Annotated in this window: 15 protein-coding genes; 10 read left to right on the top strand and 5 right to left on the bottom strand. The window is 63.5% G+C overall.

What is annotated here, in order from left to right:
* Positions 1-2 precede the first annotated feature (2 nt).
* Genes CH278_RS16495 through CH278_RS16505 form a run of 3 tightly spaced genes read right to left on the bottom strand, consistent with a single transcriptional unit; the run spans position 3 to position 2,603 of the window.
* Positions 3-416, bottom strand: coding sequence for a molybdenum cofactor biosynthesis protein MoaE (locus CH278_RS16495; RefSeq protein ID WP_027496591.1), 414 nt, complete (start codon positions 414-416; stop codon positions 3-5).
* Positions 409-1,416 carry a bifunctional molybdenum cofactor biosynthesis protein MoaC/MoaB gene (gene moaCB, locus CH278_RS16500; protein WP_255175889.1) on the bottom strand — a complete coding sequence of 336 codons (1,008 nt, stop codon included), beginning with the start codon at positions 1,414-1,416 and terminating at the stop codon, positions 409-411. The genes CH278_RS16495 and moaCB overlap by 8 nt, the downstream gene beginning before the upstream one ends.
* Positions 1,413-2,603 (bottom strand): molybdopterin molybdotransferase MoeA, encoded by a 1,191-nt coding sequence (locus CH278_RS16505; RefSeq protein WP_094622399.1) that lies wholly within the window; start codon positions 2,601-2,603, stop codon positions 1,413-1,415. The genes moaCB and CH278_RS16505 overlap by 4 nt, the downstream gene beginning before the upstream one ends.
* A 149-nt stretch (positions 2,604-2,752) precedes the next feature.
* On the opposite strand from CH278_RS16505, the gene moaA reads away from it, so the two are divergent.
* Both moaA and CH278_RS16515 read left to right on the top strand, forming a co-directional pair.
* Entirely contained in the window at positions 2,753-3,835 is a 1,083-nt protein-coding gene (gene moaA, locus CH278_RS16510) for a GTP 3',8-cyclase MoaA (protein ID WP_371832011.1), read from the top strand.
* Positions 3,836-3,866: 31 nt separating this feature from the next.
* A complete protein-coding gene (locus CH278_RS16515) occupies positions 3,867-4,112 on the top strand; it encodes a MoaD/ThiS family protein (RefSeq protein ID WP_027496595.1) in 246 nt (81 codons plus the stop codon).
* A 30-nt stretch (positions 4,113-4,142) separates the two neighbouring features.
* On the opposite strand, the gene nadE is transcribed toward CH278_RS16515, so the two are convergent.
* A complete protein-coding gene (gene nadE, locus CH278_RS16520; protein ID WP_027496596.1) occupies positions 4,143-4,988 on the bottom strand; it encodes an ammonia-dependent NAD(+) synthetase in 846 nt (281 codons plus the stop codon).
* 12 nt (positions 4,989-5,000) lie between these two features.
* On the opposite strand from nadE, the gene CH278_RS16525 reads away from it, so the two are divergent.
* On the top strand, positions 5,001-5,837 hold the full coding sequence (locus CH278_RS16525; protein WP_080966374.1) for a fructosamine kinase family protein: 837 nt from the start codon (positions 5,001-5,003) through the stop codon (positions 5,835-5,837).
* A gap of 10 nt (positions 5,838-5,847) precedes the next feature.
* Here CH278_RS16525 and CH278_RS16530 read toward each other — a convergent pair whose 3' ends face one another.
* A complete protein-coding gene (locus CH278_RS16530; protein ID WP_027496598.1) occupies positions 5,848-6,447 on the bottom strand; it encodes a TetR/AcrR family transcriptional regulator in 600 nt (199 codons plus the stop codon).
* Between the two features lie 104 nt (positions 6,448-6,551).
* Here CH278_RS16530 and CH278_RS16535 point away from each other — a divergent pair, with 104 nt between their 5' ends.
* The 7 genes from CH278_RS16535 (at position 6,552) to nrdF (ending at position 12,828) form a co-directional block, all read left to right on the top strand.
* The gene (locus CH278_RS16535; protein ID WP_027496599.1) at positions 6,552-7,118 is read left to right on the top strand and encodes an NAD(P)H-dependent oxidoreductase; all 567 of its coding nucleotides are present in this window, start codon (positions 6,552-6,554) and stop codon (positions 7,116-7,118) included.
* A gap of 43 nt (positions 7,119-7,161) precedes the next feature.
* Positions 7,162-7,284: a type B 50S ribosomal protein L36 gene (gene ykgO, locus CH278_RS16540; protein WP_027496600.1), complete on the top strand. Its 123-nt coding sequence runs from the start codon at positions 7,162-7,164 to the stop codon at positions 7,282-7,284.
* A gap of 401 nt (positions 7,285-7,685) precedes the next feature.
* On the top strand, positions 7,686-7,919 hold the full coding sequence (locus CH278_RS16545; RefSeq protein WP_027496601.1) for a redoxin NrdH: 234 nt from the start codon (positions 7,686-7,688) through the stop codon (positions 7,917-7,919).
* Positions 7,920-7,943: 24 nt separating this feature from the next.
* Entirely contained in the window at positions 7,944-8,405 is a 462-nt protein-coding gene (gene nrdI / locus CH278_RS16550) for a class Ib ribonucleoside-diphosphate reductase assembly flavoprotein NrdI (RefSeq protein WP_027496602.1), read from the top strand.
* Positions 8,406-8,439: 34 nt separating this feature from the next.
* On the top strand, positions 8,440-10,605 hold the full coding sequence (gene nrdE, locus CH278_RS16555) for a class 1b ribonucleoside-diphosphate reductase subunit alpha (protein ID WP_032370748.1): 2,166 nt from the start codon (positions 8,440-8,442) through the stop codon (positions 10,603-10,605).
* Between the two features lie 98 nt (positions 10,606-10,703).
* Complete coding sequence (locus tag CH278_RS16560) at positions 10,704-11,792, top strand: type IV toxin-antitoxin system AbiEi family antitoxin domain-containing protein (protein WP_256991860.1); 1,089 nt, start codon at positions 10,704-10,706, stop codon at positions 11,790-11,792.
* A 70-nt stretch (positions 11,793-11,862) separates the two neighbouring features.
* On the top strand, positions 11,863-12,828 hold the full coding sequence (gene nrdF / locus CH278_RS16565) for a class 1b ribonucleoside-diphosphate reductase subunit beta (protein ID WP_057477537.1): 966 nt from the start codon (positions 11,863-11,865) through the stop codon (positions 12,826-12,828).
* The last annotated feature ends 9 nt before the right edge of the window (positions 12,829-12,837 follow it).

Genomic DNA, 12,837 nt, shown 5'->3' on the forward strand with positions numbered 1-12,837 from the left:
TTCTACAGTCCGACCCATTCGGTGCGCCCGCCTTCGAAGCCCTGCCGTTTCCAGATGGGTACCTCGGCCTTGATGCGTTCGACCAGTCGGGCGCACGCCTCGAACGCCTCGGCGCGATGAGCCGATCCGACTGCGGCCACAAGTGCGAGATCGCCGACCCGCAAGTCCCCGACGCGATGCACGGCAGCGACCGCAAGACCGGTTTCGGACGAGACCTCCGAGCAGCATCGGCTCAAGAAGCGTTCCGCATCGGGGTGGGCGCGGTATTCGAGAGTTTCCACGGCGTGGCCACCGTCGTGGTCACGAACGATTCCGCTGAACAGCACCACGGCGCCGTGGTGCGAATCCTGTACCGCGGCTTCTACTTCGGCGGTCGTCAGCGGCTCGTTCGAGATGCGGGCGACGAGTTCAGTCATCGTGGGGTCCTCCTCCTGAGATCTGGGCGAGTACATGATCGAGGAGCGGATCGAGAACGGCCAAGCCGTCTTTCACGCCTCCCGGTGATCCGGGCAAGTTGACGACGAGGGTACGTCCGATCAACCCGGACACTCCGCGACTCAGCACCGCGTGAGGCGTCGCGGAGGTTCCCTTGGTGCGGATCTGGTCTGCTATTCCTGGCATCTCGATGTCGAGCAGTGCCGCCGTGGCCTCCGGAGTTGCATCGGTAGGGGAGACGCCGGTTCCGCCGGTCGAGATGATCAGCGACGGCTCGCCGCGTAGCGAGTCGCGCAGCCCGGCCTCGATGTCGGCATCGGCGTACACCAGCGGGCCACGCACCGCGAAGCCCCGATCGGTCAGCCAGGACGCGATGGACGGGCCGGTGGTGTCCGGGCGGGTCCCGCGAGCACCGCCGGTGGAGGCCACGAGCACGACCGCCGACTTCGTCCCCTCCGACGGCCGAGCGTCGTCGTCGGGGCCGGTCGCCTTCGCATCACGCTGCCAATGCCCGTGCTTACCACCGTCTTTGGTGATCAGCCGGACGCCGTTCATCGTCGCACCCGGGTCGACCGCCTTGACCATGTCGTGCAGAGTCAACCCGGCAACCGCGACGGCGGTGAGGGCTTCCATCTCGACGCCGGTCCTACCGGTCGTGCGCGCGGTGGCCTCGACCGTGATGGAGGTGTCGGTGAATCCGAAGGAGATCTTGACCGACGAGAGCGCGAGCTGATGGCACAGCGGAATCAGATCGGAGGTGCGCTTGGCAGCCGAGATACCGGCGATCCGAGCGGTCGCCAGGACATCGGCCTTCGGCATGCCGTCCGCCTGCACCAACCCGATGACCTCGGGCGTGGTGACGAACTCGCCTGCCGCCACAGCCGTTCGGGAGGTCTCTTTCTTGTGCGCCACATCGACCATGCGGGCACGGCCCTCGTCGTCCAGGTGAGACAGGGGGTTCTGCGGGACTTCGGTGGTCACAGCGGCCATACCTCCACGGGCGATCCTGCGGCGAGTTCGGTTGTCTCGGCGGCGATGTCGAGGAGCACGTCGGCCCACGCCAGTGCGGCCACCAGGTGGGACCCCGGTCCGGCGACCAGTTCGACCCGGCCGTCGTCACGCAATTTTCCGCGGAGCAGTTGACGCCTGCCCGGCGGCGAGGTGATCGACTGGAACAGAGTCGCAGGGCCCGACAGGACCGGTGGCAGGCCGGCCGATCGCCGAACGATGTTGCGCGCGAACATGATGTACGACACCACGGTGCTGACGGGGTTGCCGGGGAAACTCAGGACCGGGGTGCCGTCGAACATCGTGATGCCCTGCGGTCCACCCGGTTGCATCCGAACCGATCCGAACTGTCCACCCAGCGGCGCGAGAACGTCCTTGACCACCTCGAAGTCGCCCATCGACACTCCACCGGAGGTGATGATGAGCTCCGCCGATGCGGCTGCGGAGGTGAGGATGCTTCGGAAGCGTTCCGGATCGTCGGTGCTGCGTGCGACGGTGACCACGTCGGCACCGCTCGCGCGCAGGTGCGCGGCAAGAGTGATGCCGTTCGAGTCGAAGATCTGACCGGGCGAGAGCGTCTCGCCTGCGTCGGCCAACTCTGCTCCGGTGGTCACCACGGCCACACGAGGACGCGACCGTACGTCGACGGTGGCCAGTCCGACGGCCGCGAGAACCGAGATGTGCCGGGGCTCGAGCACTCTGCCCGCGTCGATCAGGATCGTTCCCGCGCGTACGTCGCTACCCTGTTCGCGCACGAATTCGCCTGCGACGCGGGCTCGTTCGACGGTCACCGCACCTGCGGTGGTCACTGTGGTGTCCTCCACGGGGACGATGGCGTCCGCTCCGTCGGGTATCGGTGCACCGGTCATGATCTTGGCTGCGCTACCGGGCGTGAGCGTCGAGGGTCGGGTGGGTCCGGCAGCGATGATCGTCGATACCGGAAGCGTCACGGGCGCAGACTGCACCGAGCGAGAATCGACCGCATAACCGTCCATCTGCGAATTCCGGAACAGAGGTAGATCGACGGGGGAGGTCACGTCGTGGAATGCCACCCGCCCCAGTGCGTCGGTCAGCGGCACTCGTTGGGCTGCTCGGGTGCCCAAGTCTGCGAGCAGCGACTCGATCGCTGCTGCGTGCTCCTCGACGGATACGGCGCTCACAGTGCGGGTCCGGTGATCGCTCGAGTGTGCTCAGCCGTCATGGCTGCCAATCCTAGGCACGCCGACACGACGGGCGCGTGTGGGCTGCGGCATACTGGGTAGACAAGCCGATGTGAGACATGCAGGAACAGACGGATTCGAGGTGTGAGGTGACGGTGGACAGTGTCACGTCCCTCGGGATCCCGCGTATCGGTGCAGCTTCCTCGGGGTCGTCGTTCGGCCCGGTGGACGATCGTCCCGACGTGCCGCATCTGATCGATCGATTCGGGCGGGTGGCACGCGATCTGCGCATCTCGATCACCGAGAAGTGCTCGCTGCGGTGCACGTACTGCATGCCGGAGGAGGGGCTGCCGGCAATTCCCACAGCCGACCTGCTGACCGCTGGCGAGATCGCTCGGGTCGTCTCGGTTGCCGTGCGCCTGTTGGGAATACGCGACGTGCGTTTCACCGGCGGCGAGCCTCTGATGCGTCGAGATCTGGACGAGATCCTTCGTTCGTGCTCCGCTGTGGCGGACGGCGTGCCGTTGTCCATGACCACCAATGCCGTCGGTCTCGAACATCGTGCGCAGGCCCTCGCCGAGGCCGGTCTGACGCGCGTCAACGTGTCGTTGGACTCGGTCGATCGCGAACAGTTCGCGCGCTTGACTCGACGCGATCGTCTGCCGTCGGTGCTGGCCGGCATCCGGGCGGCCAAGAAGGCGGGCATCGGTCCGGTGAAGGTCAATGCCGTACTGATGCGAGATACCCTCTCCGGGTCCGTGGATCTGCTCCGATGGTGTCTGGACGAGGGGGTCGCGCTTCGATTCATCGAGCAAATGCCACTCGACGCCGATCACGAATGGGCCCGCAACAACATGATCGACGCCCAGACGTTGCTCGACGAGCTGTCCACTGCTTTCGATCTACGTGAAGTGGGTCGCGCCGATCCGTCCGCTCCCGCCGAAGAATGGAGCGTGGACGGCACGGAGGCGACCGTGGGAATCATCGCGTCCGTCACGCGCTCGTTCTGCGGCGACTGTGATCGAACGAGGCTCACTGCCGAGGGGACCATCAGGTCCTGCCTGTTCAGCGACGACGAGACGGATCTTCGCGCGGCGCTGCGGGGCGGTGCCACCGATGACGAGTTGGCAGCAGTATGGCGCGGAGCCATGTGGAACAAATGGGCCGGGCACGGCATCGACGCCGAGGGCTTCGTGCCACCGACCCGCAGTATGGGAGCAATCGGTGGTTGAGACACAGCCCAGCACGACCGGTAGTCGAACGATGCAAGTGGAGGTGCGGTACTTCGCAGCCGCCGTCGACGCGTCCGGCTGCGAGTCCGAACACCTCACTCTGCCGGCCGGTGCGACGCTGGGAGAATTGCGCGAGGCCATCCGTTCTCGGTACGGAGCCCCGATGGAACCGATTCTGCGGGTGTCGGCGTATCTGGTCGGAGACGAGTTGACCCGCGATCTGGGTCGGTCCGTAGGCAGCAGAGTCGACGTACTGCCGCCGTTCGCCGGCGGCTGATCGTCACCGATCGCCGCCGACGAAGGTCGGTCAGTGACCGTTCTTCCACCAATCGTCGAACGGTGTCACCGGAACGGTTCGCTTGTGCCGCGTCGCGGCGAACATCTTCTCGAGTTTGTCGGCCACTTCCTCGGTGACATCTTTGCCTTCGAGGTAGTCGTCGATCTGCTCGTATGTGACGCCGAGTGCTTCCTCGTCGGGCAGCGCCGGTCGGTCGTCTTCGAGATCCGCGGTGGGGACTTTGCGCCAGGTACTTTCGGGCGCACCGAGCTCGCGCAGCAGCGCAGCACCTTGTCGCTTGGTCAGGCCGGTCAGTGGCGTCAGATCCACCCCGCCGTCCCCGAACTTGGTGAAGAAGCCGGTCACCGCCTCGGCTGCGTGGTCGGTGCCGACCACCACATAGCCGAGTTCGCCGGCGATCGCGTACTGGGCGACCATGCGTTGACGAGCTTTGATGTTGCCGCGCACGAAATCTCGGACCTCGCCGGTTCCCAGAGCCTCGGCGGTCGCAGCGGCTGCGGCATCGGAGGCCTCCTTGATGTTCACCGTCACCGTGCGGTCGGGATCGATGAACTTCAGTGCGATCGCCGCGTCGTCCTCGTCGGCCTGCACACCGTAGGGGAGCCGTACGGCGACGAATTCGGCCTCGTGCCCGTCGGTTCGTAGTTCGGTCACCGCCCGCTGTGCGAGCTTGCCGGTGAGCGTGCTGTCCTGTCCGCCGCTGATCCCGAGTACGAAACCGGAGGCCGGGGTCGACGCGAGGTAGTCCTTGAGGAAGTCCACGCGCCTGCGGACCTCCGTCACCGGATCGATGGTCGACTGTACCGCCAGCTCACGCATGATTCCGGAGCGCAATTCCGAGTTGATGTGTCCCATCCGATCATCCTAATGACGAGTGCGGGTACGCGTTCGGGTCGAGAAGGATGCGTAGTGTCGTTCGACGTGAGCGGATCCACCGATACCTTCGTCAAGCGAGATACCCGCGCGCACCCGGACTTCTTCGAGGCCGAGGCGACGGGACTCGCGTGGCTCGGTGAGACAGGGGTGCCTGTCGTCGGTGTTCTCGATCGCGGACCGACGTTCATCGAACTCGAGCGGTTGACGGCCGCGCGTCCCACCGAGATCGCGGCCCGTCGATTCGGGCGCGCACTGGCCCGGATGCACGACGGCGGCGCGGCCGGATTCGGGGCTCCGCCGAATCGCCCGGACGGCACACCGTTTCCCGGGCAGTTGTTCATCGGCTCGCGGCCCATGACCAACACTGTCCACGCCACGTGGGGTTCGTTCTACGCCGCCGAGCGAGTGCTGCCGTTTCTGCGGATCGCGGTCGACGCCGGAAACGTGACGCAGTCCGAGGCGGCGACCGTCGAGGCGGCGTGCGAGCGGGTGGCGGACGGCGAGTTCGACGATGATGAACCGCCCAGTCGAATCCACGGAGACCTGTGGAACGGCAACGTCTTCTGGACCGATGCGGGTGTCGTGCTCATCGATCCCGCGGCACACGGCGGCCATCGCGAAACGGATCTGGCGATGGCGGCACTGTTCGGCTGTCCTCATCTGGACGCCATGGTCGACGGCTACGAGTCCGTGCACCCGCTGCGGACGGGGTGGCGCGACCGAACCGCCCTCCACCAGTTGCATCCTCTGGCCGTGCATGCGGCCGGACACGGCCGTTCGTACGGAACTGCCTTGCATTCGGCAGCACTGTCGACCCTCGCGACGTGACCGACAACCGCTATGGGACGCGAGTTGCTCTGCGCACCAGATCTTCCCACCCGTCGGCCAGACGATCCATCGTCATTCCGAGGTCTCGGTACTGGTGCAGCACCAACGTGGCTTCCAGGGGGGTGAGCAGCCAGTAGGTGAGAAGTTCCAGGTCTCCCTCCACGCCGGCTGCACGGAGCAAAGACAGAACGTGTGTGAAATTGACCATGTGCGCCGGAGCCGAATACCGAGCGTCGGCCGAGCTTTCCGCGGCCCGCAGCACCTCGCCCTGAACCCTGACGAATTCCAGCCGTGCCCGACCGAACGCGACGAGGCGGTCGATGGGATCGGCACCGGGCCCGAGCGGCGGTTCGCCGAACATGAACGAGCTCTGCAACATCTTCTCGGTGTGATCCAACAGGGCTCGCATCAACCCGGCGCGGTTGCCGAAGCGCCGGAACACGGTGCCTTTGCCGACGCCGGCCCTCGTTGCCACGGCTTCCATGGTGACGGCGTCGGCACCGAGGGTCGCCACCAGCTCCGTCGCGGCGTCGAGGAGCAGCCGGCGGTTGCGGGCAGCGTCACAGCGTTCGGAGTCTTCGCCTACTACGGGCAGCATCGGACCGGTCACCTGTTCAGGGTACCTCGCTGAGGAATACAAGTGGACCGCGGTCCGTTTGGATGGTATGAATTGACACGACGATCACGTCATCCGAACTTTCGAAGGAAGATTTCATGTCAGACGCACACGTACTCGTTCTCGTCGGAAGCCTGCGCGCCGAATCGGTGAACAAGCAGATTGCCGAGACTGCAGTCACCGTCGCACCGGCCGATGCCGAGATCGTGGTCTACGACGGGCTGGGCGACGTTCCCTTCTACAACGAGGACATCGACGTCGACGGCTCCGTGCCTGCGGCCGCCCTCGCACTGCGCGCCGCTGCCGAGAAGGCTTCTGCGCTGCTGTTGGTCACGCCCGAATACAACGGCACCATTCCGGCCGTGCTGAAGAACGCCATCGACTGGCTCTCACGTCCCTACGGTGCCGGTGCCATGGTGGGCAAGCCGGTCGTGGTCATCAGCGCATCGCCGAGCGGCAACGGGGCCAAGTGGGCCCACGAGGACACGAGCAAGGCCGTCCGCATCGCCGGCGGATCCGTACTCGAGGACGTCCAGCTCTCCATCGGCGGCACCATCGACAAGTTCGGGGCCGCCCACCCGCGTGAGAACGCCGAGGTGTCCGGTGAGATCGGCCATGTCGTGGCCGAGTTGGTCAAGGCGTCGAAGGAACTCATCAGCGCGTGACCGCTTGATGGTATCGGGAATCGTTTTCATGTAGCCTGGTCTCATGAAGGTGAGAAATTCTCTGAAATCGCTCAAGAACAAGCCCGGCGCCCAGGTGGTTCGCCGCCATGGGGTCGTGTTCGTGATCAACAAGAAGGAGCCGCGGTTCAAGGCGCGTCAACGCTGACACTCGCGTGATCCACGTGACGGCCCCTCGGAGCAACTCCGGGGGGCCGTCGTCGTGCGCGGGTGTCTTCGGTGATCGTCACTGTCGGGGCGACGGTCGGTAGTGACGAAAGACACCTCGTTTTGTGACGTCCGACACGCCGATGTGGGGTGGACGAGCGTCGGTCGCACGGCCTGACCAGCGAATACCACGCATGTTGTTCGCAACATCTCGTGTTCTAGGCAGATGGGGGACACTAGGTGTAGTGTTTGACCCGCCGAGAGACCACAACTCGAAGAGCCCGAACGACGTGGGTTCGAGCAGGTCGCAGTCGCCCTGAGCGGGAGATGTTCTCGGTGCCACACGCAGAGCACATCGTCGCCATCGGTGCACCCGACGGCGACAACGGAAAGAGGGACACCATGAGCATCACCGTTTACACCAAGCCCGCCTGCGTCCAGTGCAATGCCACCTACCGCGCCCTCGACAAAGCGGGTATCGAGTACTCCGTCATCGACATCTCGCAGGACCCCGAGGCACGTGACTACGTCATGGCGCTCGGTTACCTGCAGGCCCCCGTCGTCGTCGCCGGTGACGACCACTGGTCCGGTTTCCGCCCGGATCGCATCAAGACCCTCGCGACGAACGCTGCTTGAACAGATCGAGAAAGTGAGTGAGCGGTGAGTTCACAACAGCAGTCCTCGAACTCACTCGTCTACTTCTCCAGCGCGTCGGAGAACACGCACCGTTTCGTGTCGAAGTTGGATATCCCCGCGACGCGCATTCCCTTACGAGATCCGGACGGCACGTTTCGCGTCGACTCTCCCTACGTCCTGATCGTGCCGACGTACGGCGGAGGAACGACGTACGCCGGCCGCGACACCAACTACGTCCCCAAGCGTGTGATCAAGTTTCTCAACGACAAGCACAATCGATCGTTGATCAGAGCCGTCATCGCTGCCGGAAACACCAATTTCGGTGACTCCTTCTGCTTTGCCGGAGACGTCATCTCGCAGAAATGCGCGGTTCCGTATCTCTACCGCTTCGAATTGATGGGCACCCCCGAGGACGTAGTGCGAGTCCGCGAGGGACTCGAAGACTTCTGGGAACGGGAAGTCCGTCGCGCTGCCCACACGCACTGAGCATCAACCACCACAGACCAGTAGGAGCACCGCCGTGGCACCGACCATCACCGACGCAGCACCCGCACCCGCGACCGTTCGCAGCGACGGTGACATGGACTATCACGCGCTCAACGCGATGCTCAATCTCTACGGGCCCAACGGTGAGATCCAGTTCGAGAAGGACCGCGAAGCTGCCAATCAGTACTTCCTGCAGCACGTCAACCAGAACACCGTGTTCTTCCACGACCTGGACGAGAAGCTGGACTACCTGGTCGAGGAGAACTACTACGAGCCCGAGGTTCTGGACCAGTATTCACGTGAGTTCGTGAAGTTCCTGATCAACCACGCGTACTCGAAGAAGTTTCGATTCCCGACCTTCCTCGGCGCGTTCAAGTACTACACCTCCTACACGCTCAAGACGTTCGACGGTAAGCGCTACCTCGAACGCTTCGAGGACCGTGTGTGCATGGTGGCATTGACGCTGGCGGCCGGTGACGAAGCCCTGGCCACCGATCTCGTGGACGAGATCATCGCCGGCCGATTCCAGCCCGCGACGCCCACCTTCCTCAACTCGGGCAAGAAGCAGCGCGGCGAGCCCGTCTCGTGCTTCCTGCTCCGCATCGAAGACAACATGGAGTCCATCGGACGATCCATCAACTCCGCGTTGCAGCTGTCCAAGCGCGGCGGCGGAGTTGCATTGCTGCTGAGCAACATTCGCGAAGCAGGTGCGCCGATCAAGCGGATCGAGAACCAGTCGTCCGGTGTCATCCCGATCATGAAGCTGCTCGAGGATTCGTTCTCGTACGCCAACCAGCTCGGGGCACGCCAGGGCGCGGGCGCGGTGTACCTGCACGCGCACCACCCCGATGTGTACAAGTTCCTCGACACCAAGCGTGAGAACGCCGACGAAAAGATCCGCATCAAGACGCTGTCCCTCGGAATCGTCATCCCGGACATCACGTTCGAGCTGGCGAAGAAGAACGAGGACATGTACCTGTTCTCGCCGTACGACGTCGAGCGCATCTACGGAGTGCCGTTCGCCGACATCAATGTCTCGGAGAAGTACTACGAGATGGTCGACGACAAGAGGATTCGCAAGACCAAGATCAAGTCGCGTGAATTCTTCCAGACTCTCGCCGAGCTGCAGTTCGAGTCCGGCTACCCGTACATCATGTACGAGGACACCGTCAATCGTGCGAACCCGGTGAAGGGCAAGATCACTCACTCCAACCTGTGCTCGGAGATTCTCCAGGTCTCGACGCCGTCAACGTTCAACGACGACCTCTCGTACAGCCATGTGGGCAAGGACATCTCGTGCAACCTGGGCTCGCTGAACATTGCCAAGACGATGGATTCGCCCGATTTCGGTAAGACCATCGCGGTGGCGATCCGTGGTCTGACTGCGGTGTCGGATCAGACCCACATCTTCTCGGTACCGTCGATCGAGCAGGGCAACAACGACTCTCACGCGATCGGCCTGGGTCAGATGAACCTGCACGGCTACCTCGCCCGCGAGCGCATTCACTACGGCTCGACCGAGGGAATCGACTTCACCAACATCTACTTCTACACGGTGCTGTTCCACGCCATCCAGGCCTCGAACCAGCTGGCCAAGGCTCGCGGCCAGTACTTCAAGGGTTTCCCGGATTCCAAGTACGCGTCGGGAGAGTTCTTCGACAAGTACACCGACCAGGTGTGGGAGCCTGCGACACCGAAGGTCGCGAAGTTGTTCGCCGACTCCGACGTCGCCATCCCGACCCAGGCCGACTGGGCCGCGCTGAAGGCGTCGGTGCAGGAGTACGGAATCTACAACCAGAACCTGCAGGCCGTTCCGCCGACCGGCTCGATCTCGTACATCAACAACTCGACCTCGTCGATTCACCCGGTGGCGTCGAAGATCGAGATCCGCAAGGAAGGCAAGATCGGCCGCGTCTACTACCCGGCACCGTATCTCGACAACGACAACCTGGATTACTACCAGGACGCGTACGAGATCGGCTACGAGAAGATCATCGATACCTACGCTGCCGCAACGCAACACGTCGATCAGGGCCTGTCCTTGACGCTGTTCTTCAAGGACACGGCCACCACCCGCGACATCAACCGCGCGCAGATCTACGCATGGCGCAAGGGCATCAAGACGCTGTACTACATCCGTCTGCGTCAGATGGCCCTCGAGGGCACCGAGGTCGAGGGCTGCGTTTCCTGCATGCTGTAGGGCTTCGCCGTCGTGCGCGTTTTGCGTACCTGGAGGGGCGCAAAACGCGCACGACGGAAGTTGTCGTACCCACTGGGCAGGATGGCCGGCCATGGAACATGGTCGGGGGGGACGGTCGAGAACTTCAGGTTCTGATCGACACGCAGTGGGGGCTGTTCACGCAGTCGCAGGTCACGAAGTTGGGGTACAGCCGAAATCGAGTCCGCAAGCTAGTGGAGAGTGGCGCGTGGATCGTTGTTCTGCGCGGCGTCTACTCGATCTTCACCGGGCCGTTGACTCGGGATCGGATCCTGATGGCAGCGCTTCTGTACGGAGGTGGGCACGCAATGCTGAGCCACCGCTCCGCAGCCGAAGAATGGGGATTGCGACGGCCCGATCCCGATTCGGCCGTCCACGTCACCGTGCCGTACGGAAAGTCTGCATGCAATCAGCGCCCGACGCTGCGCTCGGTCCCCAGGGTCGGAACGAGGCTGGTGGCGGGCATCGGACTATCGCTGCATCCCGGAGTGGTGGTGCACCGATCTCGTGCGCACCGGCACATCGGCGTAACAGGGGATATGCCGCGAACGACGCTGGTGGACACTGCACTCGATCTGGCGGTGTCGGAACCTACGCCGAGGCAGGCTTTCCACAGCTTGGTGTCGTCGGTGACTCAGCGGCGAATTCGATTGACGGACGTTCGGAAGCAGATCGCTGTCCGCAGGCCGTACCGGTATCTCACAGCGCTGACCGAAGCCGTCGACTTGCTCGCGAACGGCGTTCAGTCTGTTCTCGAACTCGAATATGCGACCAACGTCGAAGAGGCTCACGGGCTCCCTGCTGCCGAACGGCAGAGCGAGATAAAGGTCGACGGGCGGACACTCTACGAGGACGTCGTGTACCGAGTTGGATCTCGTACGCTGACCGTGCGCCTGGACGGTCGTCGGTTCCATTCGATGCAAGGGGTCGCATTCCGCGATCGGCGACGTGACAATGCTTCGGAACTCGCCGGGCGTGCGCGACTCGTTTTCGGGTACGAGGAGGTCAGCAGCGATCCGTGCGGCGTCGCAGGAGACGTGGCGCAGGTTCTTCGACGTGAGGGCTGGGAGGGCGAACTCACGTCGTGCGCGTTGTGCGCCCCTCCAGGTACGCAAAACGCGCACGACACAGATCTTGTGTTAGCTATTGATGTCGGACACAACGGGTAGTGTTCGTGTCAGCGACTTTTCACGTAGCTCCGTCCTCACTTCTCGCTCATCGACCTGTAGGTAGGCACCCATGGTGAAGCTCATCGATCGTGTCACCGCGATCAACTGGAATCGGGTCCAGGACGACAAGGACTCCGAAGTCTGGGAGCGTCTCACCAGTAATTTCTGGCTGCCCGAGAAGGTGCCGGTGTCCAACGACATCCCGTCGTGGGCCACTCTGACCGCCGTCGAGAAGCAGCTGACGATGCGCGTGTTCACCGGACTGACCCTGCTGGACACGATTCAGGGGACGGTCGGTGCCGTCAGCCTCATTCCCGACGCCATCACTCCGCACGAGGAGGCGGTGTACACCAACATCGCGTTCATGGAGTCGGTGCACGCGAAGAGCTACAGCTCCATCTTCTCCACCCTCAGCTCCACCCGCGACATCGACGATGCGTTCCGCTGGTCCGAGGAGAACGTCAACCTTCAGCGCAAGGCCGAGATCGTGCTGAACTTCTATCACGGTGACGACCCGCTCAAGCGCAAGGTGGCGTCGACGCTCCTCGAGTCGTTCCTGTTCTACTCCGGGTTCTACCTGCCGATGTACTGGTCCTCGCGCGCCAAGCTGACCAACACGGCAGACCTCATCCGGCTGATCATTCGTGACGAGGCCGTGCACGGGTACTACATCGGATATAAGTACCAGAAGGGCCTCGAGAAGGTCAGCGAGGAGCGGCGCGAAGAGCTCAAGAATTACACGTTCGAGCTGCTGTTCGAGTTGTACGACAACGAGGTCGAGTACACCCAGGATCTGTACGACGAGATCGGTCTGACCGAGGACGTCAAGAAGTTCCTGCGCTACAACGCCAACAAGGCACTGAACAACCTCGGCTACGAGGGCCTGTTCCCCAAGGACGAGACGGATGTGAACCCGGCAATTCTGTCGGCTCTCTCACCCAACGCCGACGAGAACCACGACTTCTTCTCCGGGTCGGGCTCCTCGTACGTCATCGGAAAGGCCGTCAACACCGAAGACGAGGACTGGGACTTCTAGAAACCCATC

It is taken from the genome of Rhodococcus sp. 05-2254-5 (assembly GCF_002258575.1).
GTDB classification, from domain to species: domain Bacteria; phylum Actinomycetota; class Actinomycetes; order Mycobacteriales; family Mycobacteriaceae; genus Rhodococcoides; species Rhodococcoides fascians.

Excerpts from the sequence above, each read along its gene's own strand:
- CH278_RS16495 (WP_027496591.1), bottom strand. The coding sequence starts at position 416 with ATGACTGAACTCGTCGCCCGCATCTCGAACGAGCCGCTGACGACCGCC.
- nrdF (WP_057477537.1), top strand. The coding sequence starts at position 11,863 with ATGGTGAAGCTCATCGATCGTGTCACCGCGATCAACTGGAATCGGGTC.
- CH278_RS16535 (WP_027496599.1), top strand. The coding sequence starts at position 6,552 with ATGTCAGACGCACACGTACTCGTTCTCGTCGGAAGCCTGCGCGCCGAA.
- CH278_RS16545 (WP_027496601.1), top strand. The coding sequence starts at position 7,686 with ATGAGCATCACCGTTTACACCAAGCCCGCCTGCGTCCAGTGCAATGCC.
- CH278_RS16560 (WP_256991860.1), top strand. The coding sequence starts at position 10,704 with ATGGTCGGGGGGGACGGTCGAGAACTTCAGGTTCTGATCGACACGCAG.
- nadE (WP_027496596.1), bottom strand. The coding sequence starts at position 4,988 with ATGGGACACATCAACTCGGAATTGCGCTCCGGAATCATGCGTGAGCTG.
- CH278_RS16515 (WP_027496595.1), top strand. The coding sequence starts at position 3,867 with ATGCAAGTGGAGGTGCGGTACTTCGCAGCCGCCGTCGACGCGTCCGGC.
- CH278_RS16525 (WP_080966374.1), top strand. The coding sequence starts at position 5,001 with ATGACGAGTGCGGGTACGCGTTCGGGTCGAGAAGGATGCGTAGTGTCG.
- ykgO (WP_027496600.1), top strand. The coding sequence starts at position 7,162 with ATGAAGGTGAGAAATTCTCTGAAATCGCTCAAGAACAAGCCCGGCGCC.